At 69.1% G+C, this 18,705-nt stretch carries 16 protein-coding genes; 7 read left to right on the forward strand and 9 right to left on the reverse strand.

Annotated features, from left to right (window positions below; all coding sequences use genetic code 11):
* Positions 1–13 precede the first annotated feature (13 nt).
* The 3 genes from guaB1 to E3O19_RS02700 all read left to right on the forward strand — a co-directional run bounded on the left by guaB1 (position 14) and on the right by E3O19_RS02700 (position 4,034).
* The gene (gene guaB1, locus E3O19_RS02690; RefSeq protein ID WP_134565079.1) at positions 14–1,453 is read left to right on the forward strand and encodes a GMP reductase; all 1,440 of its coding nucleotides are present in this window, start codon (positions 14–16) and stop codon (positions 1,451–1,453) included.
* 192 nt (positions 1,454–1,645) lie between these two features.
* Complete coding sequence (locus tag E3O19_RS02695) at positions 1,646–2,986, forward strand: hemolysin family protein (RefSeq protein WP_134565133.1); 1,341 nt, start codon at positions 1,646–1,648, stop codon at positions 2,984–2,986.
* Positions 2,979–4,034 carry a hemolysin family protein gene (locus tag E3O19_RS02700; protein WP_134565080.1) on the forward strand — a complete coding sequence of 352 codons (1,056 nt, stop codon included), beginning with the start codon at positions 2,979–2,981 and terminating at the stop codon, positions 4,032–4,034. The genes E3O19_RS02695 and E3O19_RS02700 overlap by 8 nt, the downstream gene beginning before the upstream one ends.
* A 12-nt stretch (positions 4,035–4,046) precedes the next feature.
* Here the strand turns inward: E3O19_RS02700 and E3O19_RS02705 are convergent, their stop codons facing one another.
* Complete coding sequence (locus E3O19_RS02705) at positions 4,047–5,138, reverse strand: NADH:flavin oxidoreductase/NADH oxidase (protein WP_134565081.1); 1,092 nt, start codon at positions 5,136–5,138, stop codon at positions 4,047–4,049.
* A 74-nt stretch (positions 5,139–5,212) separates the two neighbouring features.
* Here E3O19_RS02705 and E3O19_RS02710 point away from each other — a divergent pair, with 74 nt between their 5' ends.
* The 3 genes from E3O19_RS02710 to E3O19_RS02720 are packed head-to-tail and all read left to right on the forward strand — an operon-like array spanning position 5,213 to position 7,799.
* Positions 5,213–6,091, forward strand: coding sequence for an ADP-dependent NAD(P)H-hydrate dehydratase (locus E3O19_RS02710; protein ID WP_134565082.1), 879 nt, complete (start codon positions 5,213–5,215; stop codon positions 6,089–6,091).
* 50 nt (positions 6,092–6,141) lie between these two features.
* Positions 6,142–7,428 (forward strand): glycosyltransferase 87 family protein, encoded by a 1,287-nt coding sequence (locus E3O19_RS02715; protein ID WP_166804437.1) that lies wholly within the window; start codon positions 6,142–6,144, stop codon positions 7,426–7,428.
* A gap of 35 nt (positions 7,429–7,463) precedes the next feature.
* On the forward strand, positions 7,464–7,799 hold the full coding sequence (locus tag E3O19_RS02720) for a thiamine-binding protein (protein WP_134565084.1): 336 nt from the start codon (positions 7,464–7,466) through the stop codon (positions 7,797–7,799).
* A gap of 72 nt (positions 7,800–7,871) precedes the next feature.
* Here E3O19_RS02720 and E3O19_RS02725 read toward each other — a convergent pair whose 3' ends face one another.
* The 7 genes from E3O19_RS02725 to E3O19_RS02755 form a co-directional block, all read right to left on the reverse strand.
* Positions 7,872–8,558, reverse strand: a complete 687-nt coding sequence (locus E3O19_RS02725) for a response regulator (RefSeq protein ID WP_420898578.1) — start codon at positions 8,556–8,558, stop codon at positions 7,872–7,874.
* A gap of 60 nt (positions 8,559–8,618) precedes the next feature.
* Positions 8,619–9,911, reverse strand: a complete 1,293-nt coding sequence (locus E3O19_RS02730) for a hypothetical protein (RefSeq protein WP_134565085.1) — start codon at positions 9,909–9,911, stop codon at positions 8,619–8,621.
* A complete protein-coding gene (locus E3O19_RS02735) occupies positions 9,908–11,077 on the reverse strand; it encodes a sensor histidine kinase (RefSeq protein ID WP_134565086.1) in 1,170 nt (389 codons plus the stop codon). Before E3O19_RS02735 ends, E3O19_RS02730 begins: the two co-directional genes overlap by 4 nt.
* 99 nt (positions 11,078–11,176) lie before the next feature.
* Positions 11,177–12,658: a DUF4389 domain-containing protein gene (locus tag E3O19_RS02740; RefSeq protein WP_134565087.1), complete on the reverse strand. Its 1,482-nt coding sequence runs from the start codon at positions 12,656–12,658 to the stop codon at positions 11,177–11,179.
* A gap of 106 nt (positions 12,659–12,764) precedes the next feature.
* Positions 12,765–13,967, reverse strand: a complete 1,203-nt coding sequence (metX, locus tag E3O19_RS02745; RefSeq protein WP_134565088.1) for a homoserine O-acetyltransferase MetX — start codon at positions 13,965–13,967, stop codon at positions 12,765–12,767.
* A gap of 165 nt (positions 13,968–14,132) precedes the next feature.
* Positions 14,133–15,464, reverse strand: a complete 1,332-nt coding sequence (locus E3O19_RS02750; protein ID WP_134565089.1) for a bifunctional o-acetylhomoserine/o-acetylserine sulfhydrylase — start codon at positions 15,462–15,464, stop codon at positions 14,133–14,135.
* A gap of 138 nt (positions 15,465–15,602) precedes the next feature.
* Entirely contained in the window at positions 15,603–16,718 is a 1,116-nt protein-coding gene (locus E3O19_RS02755; RefSeq protein WP_241981151.1) for an acyltransferase family protein, read from the reverse strand.
* Positions 16,719–16,747: 29 nt separating this feature from the next.
* On the opposite strand from E3O19_RS02755, the gene E3O19_RS02760 reads away from it, so the two are divergent.
* A complete protein-coding gene (locus tag E3O19_RS02760) occupies positions 16,748–17,527 on the forward strand; it encodes an SDR family NAD(P)-dependent oxidoreductase (RefSeq protein ID WP_134565091.1) in 780 nt (259 codons plus the stop codon).
* A 48-nt stretch (positions 17,528–17,575) separates the two neighbouring features.
* On the opposite strand, the gene E3O19_RS02765 is transcribed toward E3O19_RS02760, so the two are convergent.
* A complete protein-coding gene (locus tag E3O19_RS02765) occupies positions 17,576–18,631 on the reverse strand; it encodes a 2,3-butanediol dehydrogenase (RefSeq protein WP_134565092.1) in 1,056 nt (351 codons plus the stop codon).
* Positions 18,632–18,705 lie beyond the last annotated feature (74 nt).

Here is an 18,705-nt window from a genome sequence, read left to right on the forward strand (position 1 = left end):
TAGCGTTATTTCCATGCAGTTCTATGGAGCGGTACCCAGCCACGATCTCACGTACTCGGACGTCTTCCTGGTGCCCAGTCAATCGGGCATCCGGAGCCGCCTCGACGTCTCGCTCGCCCCCGGCGACGGAACGGGCGCCACCATCCCCGTGGTCTCGGCGAACATGAACTCGGTGACCGGTCCGCGCCTGGCCGCGGCGCTCGCACGGCGGGGCGGGCTCGGCGTGCTGCCGCAGGACATGCACCTCCAGGAGCTGGACGCCGCCATCCGCTGGGTGAAGGACCAGTCGACCAGGTTCGACACCCCGTTCGTATTCGGCCCGGGGGACACCGTGGCGGGTGCCCTGCGGCAGGTGCCGCCGGTGGCCGGCCAGGGGCTCGTGATCAACGACGAGCACGGCGCCTACCTGGGCTGTATTGACGCGTCCCGCCTGGCCACGGCGCTGTCGGACGCCCGGCTCGGCGACCTGCTGCACGGCCCGCTCACCTCCCTCGACGCCGACGACATCGAGGGCCCGCGCCGCGCATTCGACCTGATGACGGCGGCCGAGCTCGACTTCGCGCCGGTGCTGCACCACGGCGCCATCGTGGGCACGCTCAGTCGCAAGAGTGCCCTGCGCTCCACCCTGTACCAGCCGGCGCTCGACGCGCAGGGGCGGCTCAGCGTGGCCGCCGCGATCGGGATCAACGGCGACGTGGCCGCCAAGGCGCGCGCCCTCGCGGCCGCCGGGGTCGACGTGCTCGTCCTGGACACCGCCCACGGGCACCAGGAGGGCATGCTGCGCGCGCTGAAGACCGTCGCAGACCTGGACCTCGGCATCCCGATCGTGGCCGGCAACGTGGTCACCGCGGATGCCGTGGGCGACCTCGTCGGTGCGGGCGCCACCATCGTCAAGGTCGGGGTGGGTCCCGGCGCGATGTGCACGACCCGGATGATGACGGCGGTCGGGCGTCCGCAATTCTCCGCCGTGCTGGAGACCGCTGCCGCCGCGCGGGAACTCGGCGCGCACGTCTGGGCCGATGGCGGGGTGCGCTACCCTCGGGACGTGGCCCTCGCGCTCGCCGCGGGCGCGGCATCCGTCATGATCGGATCCTGGTTCGCCGGCACGATCGAGGCCCCCGGCACGCTCGCCGCGGATGCCGCCGGCGCCCTCTACAAGGAAAGCTGGGGGATGGCCTCCACCAAGGCAGTCCGGGAACGGTTCGATCGCCTCGACCCGTACGAGCTGGCCCGCAAGACGCTCTTCGCCGAGGGCATCTCGAGCTCGAAGATCTACCTGGACCCGCTGCGTCCCTCGCTCGAGGACCTGCTGGACATGATCACCTCCGGGGTGCGCAGCTCGTTCACCTACGCCGGCGCGACGAGCGTGGCGGAGTTCCACACCCGCTCGCTGGTCGGGATCCAGTCCGCCGCGGGATACGAGGAGGGCAAGGCCCTGCCCGTCTCCTGGTAGCCGGGCGCCGGGGAAAGGGAAATGGGTGCGCTCCCAGCCTGCCCTGGCCGCTGCGTCGCCCGGCGCGTGCCGGTATAGTTGAGGGAATAATGGACGACCCTCCCTCCGCCGATTCGCCCGGCCACCATTCCCGCCGCCCCAACGGACACTGGCCCGTGAACGGGGGCGGTGAACCGCGTGTTTGAGTGGCTCATGCTCGGCGTCGGGTTGATCCTGACCGTGGGCACCGGTCTGTTCGTCGCCAGCGAGTTCGCTCTGGTCAACCTCGATCGATCTGATCTCGAGGCGCGCCGCGACCGCGGGGAGACCCGCCTCGCATTGACCATCGCCGCGCTCCGGATCACGTCCACGCACCTGTCCAGCGCGCAGCTCGGTATCACCATGACCACCCTCCTCACCGGATACGCGCTGGAGCCGGCGCTCAGTTCCCTGCTCACCGGGCCGCTGACGCGGCTCGGGCTGCCCACGGGCGTCGTGCCCGTGGTGGCGACCACGCTGGCCGTGGTCATCGCCACGCTGGCGTCGATGATCATCGGTGAACTCGTGCCCAAGAACTTCGCCCTCGCCCTGCCGATCCAGACGGCAAAGCTCGTCATCCCGTTCCAGACCGTGTTCACGACCGTGTTCAAGCCGGCCGTGATGGTGCTCAACGGCAGCGCCAACGGGGTGCTGCGTTCGATCGGGATCGAGCCGAAGGAAGAGCTCTCCGGCGCTCGCACGGCCGAGGAACTGTCGTCGCTGGTGCGCCGCTCGGCCAGCGCCGGACTGCTCGAGAAGGACACCGCGACCCTGCTGCACCGAACCCTGCTGTTCTCCGGCCACACCGCATCCGACGTGATGACGCCGCGGCCGCGGGTGGCGAGCATCCAGCGCACCGACTCGGCCCAGACCGTCATCGACCTTGCCCGGCGAACCGGTTACTCCCGCTTCCCCGTCGTCGACGAGGGGGTCGACGACATCGTCGGCATCGTGCATGTCAAACAGGCCGTGGCTGTGCCAAGGCAGCGCCGCGCGGATGTCCCCGTATCGGCCCTGCAATCGGAGGCCGTGCGCGTGCCGGAGACCATGAAACTCGACGGGCTGCTGGTCGAACTGCGCGGGCGAGGCTACCAGATGGCCATCGTCGTCGATGAATACGGCGGCACGGCCGGCGTGGCCACGCTCGAAGACCTCGTCGAGGAACTCGTCGGCGAGGTGGCCGATGAGCATGACCGCGCCCGCGCGGGAGTCGTGCTTTCGACCGACTCCCTCACTTTCCCTGGCATGCTCCGTCCGGACGAGCTCCTCGAACGCACCGGCATCGCCGTGCCGGACGACGGGCCGTATGAGACTGTCGCCGGGTTCGTGATGAGCGAACTCGGTCGACTCCCCGTTGTCGGCGACACCGTCATGATCGATGCGGGCGAGTTCACGGTGGAGCGCCTCGACGGTCGGCGGATCGATCGGTTGCGGTTCACGCCGACCCTCGAACCCGGCGCCCTCGAACCCGGCGCCCTCGAACCCGGCGCCGGCGAAGGGAGCCCGAATGAGTGACTGGGCCGGAATCGTCTGGCTGGTCGTGCTGCTCGCGGCCAACGCCTTCTTCGTCGCCGCCGAATTCGCTGTCATCTCCGCGCGCCGGTCTCAGATCGAACCTCTCGCCGAGGCAGGCAGGATCAGCGCCAAGACCGCGCTCTGGGCGATGGAACACGCCACCCTCATGCTGGCGACCACCCAACTGGGAATCACCGTGTGCTCGCTGCTCATCCTGAACGTGTCTGAGCCGGCGATCCACCACCTGCTCGTGTACCCGCTCGGCCTGACCGGCCTGCCCGGCGAGGCGATCACCGCCATCGCCTTCATGATCACCCTGCTCCTCGTGTCGTACCTGCACGTCGTGTTCGGCGAGATGGTTCCGAAGAACCTGTCGTTCTCCATCCCCGACCGCGCGGTGCTCCTCCTCGCCCCGCCGCTCGTCTTCTTCGGCCGGCTGGTCAAGCCCGTCATCGTGGCCCTCAACGCCACAGCCAACCTGGTCCTGCGGCTGTTCCGGGTGCAGCCCAAGGAGGAGGCGACCAGTACCTACACGCTGGACGAGGTCGCCACGATCGTGTCCCAGTCGACCAGGGAAGGCGTGCTGCGCGACGGCACGGGCGCGCTCAGCGCCACCTTCGAGTTCACCACCCGCAAGGTGAGGGACGTCGCCGTGAACCTCGCCGACCTGATCAGCCTCCCCGAGTCGGCCACCCCGGCAGACGTCGAGAAGGCCGTGACCAGGCACGGGTTCTCCCGCTATGTGCTGGTCACCGACGGCGGCGAACCGACCGGCTACATCCATTTGAAGGACGTCCTTGACCTTGATGGGGACGCCGGCGCCGCCGCGGGCAGCTACGCCGAGGCGATCCCGGCCAAGCGCATCCGCCGGCTCGTATCGATCTTCGAGGGCACCGACCTCGAGGACGCCCTCGCCACCATGCGACGCTCCGGCGCGCACCTGGCCCGCTCATTTACCGCGGTCGGCGCGACCGCGGGCGTCCTGTTCCTCGAGGACATCATCGAGGAACTCGTCGGCGAAGTGCAGGATGCGACCCGGCGGCTCTGACCAGGCGGGGGCTCAGGCCTCCGGCCACCTGGCGCGGAGATATTGCGGCGGCCAGTAGTCCAGGCTGACCCCGAGCTCGTGCGCGGCGCGAAGCGGGAAGTGCGGATCCCGCAGCAGCTCCCGACCCAGCATGATCGCGTCGGCCTGGCCGGACGCGACGATCTGCTCGGCCTGCGCCGCCGTGGTGATCAACCCGACCGCGCTGACGGGGACATCCGCCGCGGTCTTCACGTGTTCCGCCAGCGGAACCTGGTATCCGGGCCCGATCGGGATGCTCACCCCGGTGACGTTGCCGCCGGAGGAGATGTCGAACAGGTCCGCCCCGGCCGCCGCTGCCCAGCCGGCGACCGTGGCGGTGTCGTCCTCATTCCAGCCGCCCGGCGCGTAGTCGGTGGCGGAGAACCGCACGAACACGGGGTGCTCGGGGCCGATCGCGGTGCGGACTGCCGTCACCACGGCGAGCAACAGCCGGGCGCGATTCTCCAGCGAGCCGCCGTACTCGTCGGTGCGCCGGTTGCTCAACGGGGAAAGGAACTGATGCAGCAGGTAACCGTGCGCCGCGTGGATTTCGACCAGGTCGAACCCCGCGCCGATCGCGTGCCCGGCGGCCGCCGCGAAGTCGTCGACGATGCCGCGGATGCCGGCGGCGTCGAGTGCGACAGGAGGGTCATAGCCGGGAAACGGCACCGCCGAGGCCGATACGGCCTGCCAGCCGCCGGCACTTGCGGGCACGGTGCCGTGCTCGTCGTGACCCCAGGCCGGCCAGGTCGACGCCTTACGCCCGGCGTGGGCGAGCTGGATGCCGGCCACGGCACCCTGCGAATGGATGAAGTCCACGATCCGCGCCCATGCCGCGGCCTGGTCGTCGTTCCAGATCCCGGTATCCGCATCGGTGATGCGGCCCTCCGGGCTGACCGCGCTCGCCTCGGCGACGACCAGGCCCGCGCCGCCTGCCGCCAGCTGGCCCAGGTGCATGAGGTGCCAGTCACGGGGAACCCCGTCCTTCGCCAGGATCGAGTACTGGCACATCGGGGCCGCCCAGATCCGGTTGCGGAACGTGACGCCGCGGAGAGTGAGCGGTTCAAACAGTGCGGCAGTGGCCACGGGTTCCCCAATGTGTCGGTGCGGCCGCCCCGTCTGACGGCCCGGATCTATCCGAAACAACCTATCGTGAGTGCATGAGGGAACCGCTGGACTGGCTGGAGTGGGACGAGCGGCACGCCCGGGCCTGGATCGATATTCCCCAGCCGGTGGACGACAAGTACAGCCGCGGCGTGCTCGGCGTTCGCACCGGGTCGAGAATCTACCCGGGCGCTGCGGTGCTCGGGGTCGAGGCTGCCGCCCGCACCGGCGTCGGAATGGTGCGCTACCTGGGACCGCGCCGGCCGTCGAACCTCGTGCTCCAGCGCCGGCCGGAGGTCGTCACCGTCCCCGGCCGGGTGCAGGCGTGGCTGCTCGGTTCGGGCATGGATGCCGCCGCCCGCGACGACGCGACGGCCACTGCTCTGGTCGAAGCCCTCGCGGCCGGACTGCCGACAGTGTGCGACGCCGGCGTGCTCGACCTGATCGCGCACGCCACCGGCCCGACGGTGGTCACCCCGCACTTCCGGGAGCTGGCGGGGCTGCTCAGCCGGCCGGGCAAGCCGGTGACCGCAGCGTTGGTTGCGGCCGCGCCGGGGGAGTGGGCCGTCCGCGCCGCAACCGATCTCGGGGTCACGGTGCTGCTCAAGGGTTCCACCACCTTCGTCGCATCGCCGGCCGGCGCCCGCCTCTGCGTCACCGGGGCGCCGGCCTGGCTGGCGACGGCCGGTTCAGGGGACGTTCTGGCCGGCATCCTCGGAGCCCTGATGGCCACGCACTCCGCCGCCATCGACACGGACGCGGACGCCCTCGTCGCCCTCGCCGCGACCGCCGCCCTGGTGCATGCGCTCGCCGCCGGGCGAGCGTCGAACGGCGGCCCGATCACGGCCCTCGACGTGGCAGAGGCCGTCCCCGCCACGATCGGGGCCCTCCTGGCGCCGACCTCCGGTGGGCGGCGCGCGGCCGCGCCCGCCTGATCGGGCCCGGCGAACCAATCGGAGTTGGCGCCGATGTGGGAAAGTTGAGGGTGCCTGATCCCACCGCCAGCAAGCCGACGCCTGTGCCGACCCCCGCCGCCGGGCTCGGTGCCGCGCCCCGGGCGACGCTCTGGGCCGGTTTCGTCCTCGTGCATGTCGTTCTCGTACTGCTGTGTTTCCTCGCCCCGGGCTGGCCGCTCGGAGACGTGCAGAAGGTCTACTTCGGCTGGGCCAGGGACGCAGTCGCCGGCACCTCCGTCGTCGGCATCGACACCGGCTTCGTCTACCCGATCCTCGCGTTCGTGCCCATTCTTGCCTCCCTCGCGTTCGGCCCGGCGTTCTATGCGGCAACCTGGCTGGGCATCGTGACCCTGCTCAACGGGATAGCGTTCGCGTTCCTGCTCGGCCGCGGCCGCAACCGGGCGGCGCTCCTGGCAGCCGGCTGGTGGCTGGCCTTCCTGGTGCTGCTCGGACCGATTGCCCTGGCCCGGATCGACGCGGTCACCGCGGCGATGGCGCTCGTCGCTGTGATCTGGGTGCGCTCGCGGCCGTTCGCGGCGACGGTTCTACTCACCGTTGCCACCTGGGTGAAGGTCTGGCCGATCGCGCTTGTCGCAGCGCTGTTCGTGGCGTCACGGCGGCGGTGGCAGGTTACCCTGGCCCTGGCGGGCACCAGCGCGGCCATCATCGCCGTGGCGCTGGGGCTTGGCAGCGGTCCGAACGTCTTCAGCTTCGTCACCGAGCAGACCAACCGGGGCATCCAGATCGAGTCTCCCGTCGGCGGGATCTGGATGTGGCAGGCGGCCCTGCGCGTGCCGGGAACAGTGGTCTACTACGACCGGCAGATTCTCACCTACCAGGTCATCGGCACGGGAACCAACGTCGCGATCGCCCTGATGACCCCCCTGCTCGTGCTCGCTGTGGCTGCCGTGCTACTGCTCGGCTGGCAGGCCCGTCGCAGGGGAGCGGCCGGGGACCGGCTGTACCCGCCGCTCGTGCTGGCGCTGGTGCTGACCCTGATCCTGGCCAACAAGGTCGGCTCGCCGCAGTTCGTCGGCTGGATCGCCGCGCCCGTGATCCTCGGGCTCCTGGTGCGGGGACGCGGCTGGCGAATGCCGGCCGTCCTCGTGCTGGCCATCGCCGCGCTCACCCAGCTCGTCTACCCGTACCTGTACCAGTGGCTGCTCGTCGCCGATCCGTTCATGGTGCTGGTGCTGACCCTGCGCAACCTGCTCGAGGTGGTACTTCTCGGCTGGGCGCTGCGGCAGGTGTGGCGGTCGACCGTCGAGTCGGACCCGTCTGCCACTCCTGCCAGGCTCCCCATGACCGCTCCGTAGTGACCCCTGCACCATCTCAATCTGAAGGAGAACCCATGCTCGTCGCATTCTCGGTCGCACCATCAGGCGGCCACGACGCCGAGGGCTCGGTGCACAATGCCGTCGCCGCAGCGGTACGGGTCGTGCGCGACTCCGGCCTGCCCAACCACACCGACTCGATGTTCACGACCATCGAGGGCGACTGGGACGAGGTGTTCGCCGTGGTCAAGGCGGCGACCGAAGCCGTCGGCGCGTGGGGGCCACGGGTGTCCCTGGTGCTGAAGGCGGACATCCGGCCGGGCCGGACCGGCGAGCTGACGAGCAAGGTCGAACGCCTCGAGGCGGCCCTGGAAGCAGCTCCCTCGCCGCCCGACGGTACCGCGGGGCCCTAGCCTGGCTGGCCTTTGGCTCTGCCGGCCAGGGAGCCGGCCTGTGGGTAGGTCCAGGCCGGTCTGTGGGCAGCTCTAGTCGGTCTGCAGGAGGATGCCGTCGTGGATGGCGCGCTTGCGCAAGGCCACCTTCGTGCCGACGTCGAACCCCGCGAGGCGGTACTTCTCGCGGATCCGCTTGAGGTACGACTTAGCGGTCTCCTCGGAGATTCCGAGCTGGTGGGCCACGGCCTTGACCGGCTCGCCTGCTCCGTAGAGGGCCATCACCCGGCGCTCCTGGGCGCTCAGCCGGGGGGAGCCGCCGCTGGTGCCGGCGCTCAGCGCCTCGTCCAGCTCGGCCGAAATATAGGACTCACCCTCGTAAGCCGCGCGGATCGCCTCGACGATCATGTTCGCTTCCTCGCTCTTGACGAGGTAGCCGAGTGCCCCGGCTGCCAGCGCCTCGCGCACGAGGCCGGGCTCGGAGTAGGTGCTCATCAGCACCGTCTTCACCCCGGCGGTCTTGAGGGTGGAGATCTTCAGGGAGACCGGGATGTTGTCCTTGAGGTCGAGGTCGAGGAGCACGACGTCGACGGGGAACTCGGGGTGGGTGAGCAACTCCGGCCACGTCGTGACGGCGGCGACCATGTTGATATCGTCCGCTGCCCCCCTGATCCACTCGGTGAGGGCACCGAGGAGCATCCGATGATCGTCGACCAGGGCCAGCCGGATGGGGTGTTCCCTGCTCGGCACTGCGGTATCCGTCATTGTCGTGTTCGTCATTGCTGCCTCCTACTGCCTCTGCACCCGACCAAAAAGCCCGACGGCTCTCCGTCGCAGACTCTACGCATCCGCGGGATTGTCGATACTGCACTCGATCTCCACCCGGAGACTTCCGTCCCGGGTCGAATCGATGTGAGGACCGACTACTCGGATAGCTTGCCACGTCTCGGGGTCCACCCGCCGCCGGGGCACACCCGTGGTGGTCAATTCGATTGGAAATCGTAACTTCTGACGTGCGCGTAGGCCGTGGGTGGGTCTGATCGGGCCCAGGGAGAGTGAAACAGTGGCCTCGGCGCGAGTTGTATCGCTGATTAGGAGCCAGATCGTGCGAAGCAGCGCGTCGCGCTGGGCCGGGTCGAGCAGCCCGGCGAGGCCCGCGGGATCGTGCAGGTTGACCGACGGGCCGAGAAACTCCGACTCGGTGATCGCATGGTGGAGCCAGGTCTCCCGCCGGCCCTGGATCAGGTGCAGGCGCAGCTGGGTGGCAAGGGTGGCGGCCGTCGTCGACTTGTCTGAGCTGAGCGGAAGCGCAGTACGGCCCTGGGCGACGTCGTTGAGCAGGGTTTCCGCGTCGAGGTCGATCCGCGCGAGCTCCTCGGAGGCGAGCATGCCCACGGCGAACTGCGGTTGGGAGACGGTGCTCTGCACGAGCACCAGGTCCAGCTCTCGCTGGGCCATCCGGCGGAATGAACGCACGATCGCGACTCCGAGCAGCGGCGGCATGATGGCCAGGACGATGGCCAGCAGTTCCGGTGCGAGGGTGAACGGGTCAGGGCGCGACTCCGTGATGGCGCCGACGAACAGGAACGCGGCCAGCACGACGGCCGACGTGACCACGTCGTGACCACGGCGCACCGTGACCAGGGCGATCAGGAGCGAACCGACGGCCGCGGCCGCGGTCGGGTAGACCTCTGACCCGCCCAGTCCTCGTGAACCGGCCAGGTCGAGCACGACTACGACGCTTCCGCTGGCCAGGGCCGCGGCGAACAGCCAATCGGGCATGCGCGCCGACAGCCTCTGCACCGTGACCAGGGCGAGCGCCGTCGTCGCCATCAGGAGCGTCCAGGCCAGCAGGCTCGGCAGGGGGTTCGGGTAGTCGAACCACTGGATCATGAACCGCCAGAAGAGGAACAGGGCGATGAATCCGCCGCTGAAGGACAGTCCGATGCCCAGGTGGCGACCGCCCAGGCCGCTCTGGTTGGCGCGGGTGGTTTTGACGGTGCGCTCCGGGCGGCGGAAGGTGCGCCGACGGTCCTGGCGTTCCTGGACCTCCTTGAGGCGCAGGTCCCTCCGGCTCGCCCCGGTGGCGCGGAGGTCGTCCAGCGGGGCGTCGACGAGATCGGGGCCGATCACTTCGGCACCTCCAGCACAACGGTCGTTCCGGAGCCGGGGGAGGAGAACAACCTGGCGTTGCCGCCCACGTCTCGCAGCCGGGCCACGACCGATTCGGCGAAACCGAGCCTTTCGGCGCTCACCCCGAGCAGGTCGAAGCCGACGCCGGCGTCGGTGACCATGGCGCGCACGGTGGTGTCGTCATCCGAGATCGTGACGTCGGCCCGGTCGACCCCGGCATGGCGGCGCACGTTCTCCAGGCACTCGCCCAGCGCGAGTAGGAACGAGTCGAGGACGTCGCTGGGCAGCAGCACCTGCCCGCTGCCGTGCCAGTCCACCTCGAGTCCCATCCGGCCGAAGCGCTGCTTCACAGATTCCAGGGTGCTGCCCAGGGTCGACTCCGTGGCCGGCTCCAGGGTGTATACGCCGGAGCGACGCGGCGTCGGCAGGCCGCCCAGGCGCAACTGCCGCAACAGTCGGGCGTCGTCGCCGGCCTGCTGGCGGAGCGCGGCCGGGCGGACACCGACACCGGAGTGGGCGAGCAGGGTGAGGGTGGCGAGCACGGTGTCGTGCAGGAGCCTGGCGTCCTGGCGGCGCTGAGCCTCCAATTCGCTGGCGTGTCGTTCGGCCAGGTGGGCGCGGCCGATCGCGGCAATGCGTTGCATCACCCGGGGCACGCTTTGGGCAACCCACCAGCCCGCGAGCGCAACGGCGAACCAGCCGCAGGTCGTGATGGCCAGGGGGACGATCGCCCCGGCGGACGTGATCGTCGTCGCAAGGACGCTGGCCAGGGTGGCCGAGAACGCGGCGAACAACATGATCAGTCGGAGCGGGCTGACGACCAGGACGAGCGCGACGGCGCTCGTCGCCGTCGCAGCCACGGTGCCGATGACGGTCTCCTCGACCAGGTTCAGGCCTGGCGGCCGCTGGCCGGAGAAGCCGACCAGGAGGATGATGCCGATGCCGGAGAGCACGATCAGGATGACCCAGCGCATCCGGCCGGATCGGCCGAGCAGATACTGGCCGGCGACCAGGAGAAGCAGCACCGGCAGGCAACGGCCGAGCAGGGCCAGGCTGAGGCCGCCCGGAACCAGCATCACGACAAGCACCGCCACGGAACCGGCCAGGCCGGTCAACCGGGCGGCTCTCCGCAGGAGGCGGTCGCGCTCTTTGAAGATTCGTTGCATGTCGCCTGGATTACCCCTCGTAATGCCCTATTGAGCACCATATCCGGCCCGAACCCCTTTTCTTGTGATCCGGGAGACACTGGTTCCTGTGCCGATGGTTCATGAGGCAGGCCGCGCCATGGGCACCGGTGGCTCGGCGGATCCCTGGTCGAGCCGGAAGGGCGGGTAATCATCCCGCATCAGTGCGGTATACACGGTGACCCGGAAGACCCAGCGGTCAAGACCGAGGATGAGGTCGAACAGGGTGCGACGCAGGCGACCGGTGAAGAGCAGGATCAGTCCGGAGAGCAGCACAAGCAGCCCGATCAGGGACGGCCCGGTCGTGGCTGCGGTTCCGGCGCCGGCCGGCCAGTCCGCCGGTGGGGTGCGCCAGGACCAGGCGCTGCCGGTGATGACCGCCACGATCAGGAGGTGCGGCACTGCCAGCAGCCACCACTTGACGAGAACCAGACCGTTGGACAACCGCGCCGGGTAATCGACCTGGAGATCGGCCGGGTAGTCCGTCGCGGCGAGCGTGAACGGGGGATAGCGGTCGGTTCCGAGGGCCGAGTAGGAGTAGAAGGCCACCCGCCAGCTCCAGCGCAACACCCCGACGTTGAAGGTGAACAACGATGCGGGGTAGCGCCCGGTGAACAGGATCGCAAAGCCGGCCGCGATGGTGGTGACGAAGAAGGCACACCAGAGGAAGAAGAGCACGATCAGGTGGGGGATGACAAGGAGCCACTTCACCAGCCAGAGCCACCGTGACAGCACCGGGTCCGGTTTCCCGGTCAGGCGGGCCGGGTACGCGCGCCATTCGTCGACCGGGACGCCCCGCCCGACCGGCGGTTTGCCCATGATCGATGGGGCGGCCGGCGGCGGCGCAGACCCCGGCGGCAGTGCTGCGGGAGGCAGGCCGGCCGACGGAGCGCCGGGTGGGACCGGGGTGCCCCTGCCCAGCCCGACGGCACTGAGCACGACGAGCGCGATTCCGAGCAGCAGCAACAGGATTCCGGCGATCACCAGCCCGATCGCGAGCGGCCCGAGCAGGCCCAGCCGGGCACCTGCCCGCAGTTGCACGGCCACGCTGGGGCTCGCATCCGCGTTCATCACGACGACGGCCCACGTGCCGGGCCGGACATCCCAGACCACCTGTTGCGTTCCCGGCCCGGAGGCCGACACCGTCCACCAACCCTGGTCGCCGGGGAGCACGGGCCGGGCCGTGCCCGGTACGTCCCGGTACTCCGCGCGGAACGGGGAGACGCTCACGTCCACCAGCTCCGTGTGGTGCACCGCCGTGAGGTAGCGGTCCACCTCGGTCTGGGGTGCGATGCCGATGAACACGTCGCCGCCCGTGCTCGTGGCCTCCAGGCGGATGCTTGCCACCCCGGTGGGGATCCCCGAGGTGCCGGCGACGTCCAGTCTCGGCGAGGTCAGCGCGTAGGAGTCGGCGGAGAATGAGGCGGCCGGCGCGCTGAGGAATCCGTTGCCCGCCTGCCGCGAACTCGCCACTGTGGCGGCCACGCCCCCGGTCAGCATTCCAAGTCCGATCAGTGAGAACACCGTTCCGAGCACCAACATGACGACGTACGCGGGTTTCATGGCAGATGTCCTCTCGGGCACCCTCCAGGGGAATCACCCGATTCCGAGGCTTTCCCTGTATCCTGCGGCTGTCAACCCCTCGGCCGCCGTCACGGCCCCGTCGAGGTCAGGTCAGGAGACGGCCCAGCTGGGCACCGATCGCCTCGGCCTCGATCAGGAATCCGTCGTGGCCGTACCCCGATTCGAGCACCACCGGGTGGATGCCGTCGATGTTGTGTCGAAGGTGCTCGGCGATCCGTCGCTGGCCCTCAACCGGGAAAAGCCGGTCGCTGTCGATACCGACCACCACGGCGCGGGCGGTCACCCGGCTGAGGGCGGCGGAGACACCGCCGCGACCGCGGCCGACGTCGTGCGAGTCCATCGCCTGCACGAGCGTGACGTAGCTGTTGGCATCGAACCGGCGGGTGAATTTGTTGCCGTGGAAGTCGAGGTAGGACTCGACGGCGAACCTGCCGCCGGCACCCAGCGGGCTGATCTCGCTCTGCCAGCCACGTTCGAACCTGAGGTTCAGTTCGGCGGGGCTGCGGTAGTTGAGCAGTGCCATCCGGCGGGCGAGGGCGAGGCCGCGGGTGGGACCATCGCCGTCGGCGGCGTCGTAATAGTCTCCTGACCGGAACAGCGGGTCCGACCGGATCGCCTCTATCTGCAGCGAGTTCAACGCGATCTGGTCGGCCGTGGTCACCGGCGGCGCAGCGAGGATGGCGAGCCGCGCCACGCGCTCCGGGGCCTGGATGGCCCACTCGAGGGCGTGCATCCCGCCCATCGAACCGCCGATGACGGCAGCCCAGCGGTCGATGCCGAGGCGGTCGCTGAAGGCGGCCTGTGCGGCGACCTGGTCGCGGATGGTGAGGTACGGGAAGCGGGTGCCCCATTCGCTGCCGTCGGGCGCCAGCGACGTGGGGCCGGTGCTGCCCTGGCAGCCGCCCAGCATGTTCGGCGCCACCACGAACCAGCGGTCGGTGTCGATGGCCAGCCCGGGGCCGACGATGCCGCCCCACCAGCCTGCCGTGACGTGGCCGTTGCCGGCGGGGCCGACCAGATGACTGTCGCCGGTGAGCGCGTGTAGCACGAGCACGGCGTTGTCACCGGCGGGGGAGAGTTCGCCCCAGGTCTCGTAGGCGATCCGCACGGCGCCCAGGCTGCCGCCGGCCTCGAACCGGAGTGGTCCGACGTCGAGGAAGCTGCGGGAGCCGAGGGGGTCGCCGTCGCGCCACGCGCCGGTCGCCGGGGGTTTGCCGAGGAGCGAGCGCGCCTGGGCTTCAGTGACGAAGCTGGACGGGACCGTGTCTGCCGAGAATTGCCATTCCATACGCCCTCATTCTGGCGGGTGATCGCCGCCGGCGTGGCATTGTCACGTCACCGGCCCGCCCGGCACCGCCGGTTGACGACATGGACGGAGGCCCTGTCGCCGCGCACAGGTGTCGGCTGCGCAACGCCCGGTGAGGGGCAGGATCTCCGTCGAGACGCGCGGATCTCAGGCGTTGGCGCGGGATGCCTCCACGACGGCTCGTGCCGCGGCCAGGCCGAGCTCCAGGTCGGCCGTGAGGTCGGCGATGTTCTCGATGCCGACGGAGAGGCGCACCAGGCCGGGCGTGACGCCGGCCGTGAGCTGCTGCTCGGGGGTGAGCTGCGCGTGCGTGGTCGAGGCCGGGTGGATGACGAGCGAGCGCACGTCGCCGATGTTGGCCAGGTGGCTGAACAGTTCGAGATTGTCGACCAGGGCGCGGCCGGCATCCACCCCGCCCTTGAGCTCGAAGGAGAGCACCGCGCCCACGCCCTTGGGGGCGTATTTGTTGGCGGCGGCATACCAGGGGCTTGTCGGCAGGCCGGCGTAGTTGACCGAGGCGATGTCGGGGTGGTTTTCGAGCCACTCGGCGATCTCCTGGGCGTTCTGCACGTGGCGTTCGATCCGCAGGCTCAGGGTTTCGATGCCCTGGATGAGCTGCCAGGCGCTGGCCGGGGCGATCGCGGCACCCAGGTCGCGGAGCAGCTGCACGCGGGCCTTGATGATGTAGGCGATGGGATCGCCGACGGCGCCGGTGTAGCTGACCCCGTGGTAGGACGGGTCGGGCTCGGTCAGGCCGGGGAACTTCGCGACGTTCTTGGACCATTCGAAGCTGCCGCCGTCAACGATGACGCCGCCGATGACCGCGCCGTGGCCGCCGAGGAATTTGGTGGCCGAGTGGACGACGATGTCGGCGCCGTGCTCGAACGGGCGGATCAGGTACGGGGTCGCGATCGTGTTGTCGACGATGAGTGGAACGCCGGACTCGTGGGCGACGCCGGCGACGAGGGAGATGTCGAGCACGTTGATCCTCGGGTTGCCGATGGTCTCCGCGAAGAAGAGCTTGGTGTTCGGGCGCACGGCGCGGGCCCACTCGGCCGCGTCGTCCTGGTTCTCGACGAACGTGGTCTCGATGCCGAGCTTGGCGAGCGTGTACTTGAACAGGTTGTAGGTGCCGCCGTAGATCGAGCTCGACGACACGATGTGGTCGCCGGCCTCGGCGATGTTCAGCACCGCGAACGTCGACGCGGCCTGGCCGGACGCGAGCAGCAGCGCGGCGGTTCCGCCTTCGAGGGCGGCGACGCGCTCCTCGACGACAGCCTGGGTTGGGTTCATGATGCGGGTGTAGATGTTGCCGAATTCGGCCAGCGCGAACAGGTTCTGCGCGTGCTGCGCGTTGTTGAAGACGTAGGACGTGGTCTGGTAGATCGGCGTGTTGCGGGCGTTCGTGGTGGGGTCAGGCCGGGCGCCGGAGTGAACCTGCTTGGTTTCGAACTTCCAGGCTTGTGCGTTGTCGCTCATGAGGTGGTCTCCCTGATAATCCTCGACGAGCGTGGACCGTCCATCGCTCTGGGTGCGAGTTTAGGCATCCGTCTGAAGGGGTGGCAACGACCCGTGAAACACGGCGTCACAAGCGAGGGTCACCATCACGCCACGAGATCAGGCCTGCTCGGCAGAAGGCGGATCCATCGGCGGCAGCACGATCGTTCCGGTGTGAGTTGACTCGTGCCTGCGGAACAGCCATCGAACCCGCGGTTCGATGACCGGCCGGAAGAGCCGCTTCACGATCGGGAGGGACAGCAGCACGCTGATCAGTACGCTGAGCAGCAGCAGCGCCGGCAGCACCCAGGCCGGTTGCACACCGCCGAGCACCCCAGATTCGCGCAGCGGGAACAGCAGAAAGCTGTGCAGCAGGTAGATGTACATCGTCGCCGATCCCAGCGCGGTGAACCAGGTGGTGCTACGGGGGACGAGCAGGAGGAACGCCATGATCAGGGCGAAGGCCAGGAGCATCAGGCCCAGACGGATGCCGCCGGCCCAGAGCTGGTCGTAGCCGAACGTCGGGTACGCCTCGCTGTAGAGCAGGAACTGGCGGATCTTCAGGGTCCGGAGGGCGTCGACGTTCAGGGTGATCACGCCCAGCAGCGCGGAGAACAAGGTCAGCGCGGCGACCCGCCAGCGCCAGACCTTGCCGACGCCGAGCGCAAGCCAGCGGGCGGTGAGCTTCCACTGCCGCAGCTTCCAGCCGAACACGAAGAAGGGCAGCAGGCCCAGGGTGCGGGAGAGGGCGAAGGTGCCGTCGATCGACGCGATGTAGCCGGCCCCGATCGAGATCAGGATGCTGATCAGCAGCGGATAGCGCAGCAGCACGATGAACGGCAGCATGAGGCGCCAGGCCAGCAGGGAGATCAGGAACCACAGTGTCCACGAGGCGCTGGAGTAGTCGAGGTTGAACTCGCCGCCGAGCAGCCACCGCAGCAGCGTCCAGATTGTCTCGAACACGACATACGGGAAGACGATGTCGGTGATCAGCCGGTGCAGCTGCCGCGTGCCCAGGGGGCCCGAGCGGGCGAAGTAGCCGCTGACGGCCACGAAGAGCGGCACGTGGAAGGCGTAGATGAACAGGTAGGCCTCGTAGGCGACATCCGACCCGTTGATGAGTTTGAGGATCGCGTGCCCCATCACCACGAGCGTGATGGCGATCCAGCGAGCATTGTCCCACAGGGGAACCCGCCGCTTCTTGACATGGGGCCTGCCGGCGACTCGTGCACTCATCAGATCCATTCTCCCAGCAGAATGGAGCAATGGGTACAAGAAGAGTTGTCGTGACCGGTGCCAGCTCGGGAATCGGGGCCGCCACCGTGCGCCTGTTCCGTGAACGAGGATGGGATGTCGTCGGGGTCGCCCGCCGGGCCGACCGCCTGGCCGCGCTCGCCGCGGAGACCGGGGCGGCGGTGTTCACCGCCGACCTGACGAGCCAGACCGACGTCGACGCCCTGAGCGACTTCCTCGCGGCATCCGGGCCGGTGCACGCGCTGGTCAACAACGCGGGCGGTGCGCTCGGGCTCGACAGCGTTGAGAACTCGTCGATCGAGGACTGGGCCTGGATGTTCGAGATCAACGTGCTCGCGGTCAAACGTGTCACCAGTGCGTTGCTGCCACTGCTCCGGGCGGCGATTCGCACGGATGGCGGTTCGGCCGACATCGTCACGGTCACCTCGATCGCCGGGCACGTCGCCTACCTCGGCGGGGGCGGCTACAACGCGGCGAAGTTCGCCGCGCACGCCCTGATGGAGGTGCTGCGACTCGAACTCAACGGTGAACCGATCCGGGTGATCGAGGTTGCCCCGGGGATGGTCAAGACCGACGAATTCGGTCTCGTGCGGTTCGGCGGCGACGTGGAGAAGGCGGCGGCCGCGTATGCCGGGGTGCCGAATCCTCTCGTCGCGGAGGACATCGCGGAGACGATCGTGTCGAGCGTCGAACGCCCCGCCCACGTGAACCTGGACCTGATCACGATCAAGCCGGTCGCCCAGGCTGCCCCCACCCGGATCGCGCGGGGGCAGCTCCTGCCGGCGGACTGACCGTGCCGGGCCAGCCCGGTCGCCCGGTCGGCCGGCCCTGCGGCCCTGCTACGGGTGGACGATGATTTTCACCGCGGTGTCGTTGTGATTGATCAGCGTGTCAAAACCCTGCGAAACCAGGTCGTCCAGGGCGATCCGGCCCGTGATGAACGGCTTCAGGTCGATCTTGCCTGACTCCACCAGGGCGACGGTCTCCTCGTGGTCGCGCACGTAGGCGATGGTGCCGCGCAGGTCGATCTCCTTGAGCACGATCTTCTGCATGTCCACCGTGGCCGGGTGACCCCAGATCGAGACGTTGACGAGCACTCCGGCCGGGCGCAGGGCGTCGAGCATGGCGTCGAGGACGGCGTTCACGCCCGCGCACTCGAACGCCACATCCGTGCCGATGCCACCGGTGATCTCGAGCACGCGGGCCTTGAGATCCTCGACGGTCGGGTCGATCACATAGTCGGCGACGCCGCTCGAGAGCGCCTTCGCCTTACGGGCGGCACTGAGTTCGGAGATGATCGTGGTCACGCCGATGCCCTTGAGGATGGCGGCCGTGAGCAGTCCGATGGGCCCGGCGCCACCGACGATGGCCACGTCTCCGGCCTTCGCGCCGCTGCGGATCACGGCGTGGTGAGCGACCGAGAGCGGCTCGATCAGGGCAGCCTCGTCCAGCGGGATATCGCCGATCGGGTGCACCCAGCGCTGGTCGACGACGACCTTCTCACTCAGGCCGCCGCCGCCGCCGGCGAGGCCGATGAAACCCATCTTCTCGCAGAGGTGGTAGTTGCCGGCCTTGCAGGGGGGGCACTCGTCGCACACGAAGTAGGGCTCCACGACCACGTTGTCGCCGACGGCGAGCCCGGTGATGCCCTCGCCGACCTCTTCGATGGTGCCGGAGAACTCATGCCCGAGGGTGACGGGTGCCGATTCGTGCGAGAGCGAGTGCGGGTGACCGGGGGCGGAGATGAAGATCGGGCCCTCAAGGTATTCGTGCAGGTCTGTGCCGCAGATGCCGCACCAGGCCACGGCGATCTTCACCGTTCCTCTTCGGATCGACGGTTCTTCGATGTTTTCGATTCGGACGTCTTTTTGGCCGTAGAAGCGTGCAGCTTTCATGGGGATGTTCTCCAGTGCTCATCGTAGGCTCGGCACAGGCGAATGGCCTGGCCCTCTAACCCGAGGTCGACACT

Source organism: Cryobacterium algoritolerans, assembly GCF_004402785.1.
Classification (GTDB): Bacteria; Actinomycetota; Actinomycetes; order Actinomycetales; family Microbacteriaceae; genus Cryobacterium; species Cryobacterium algoritolerans.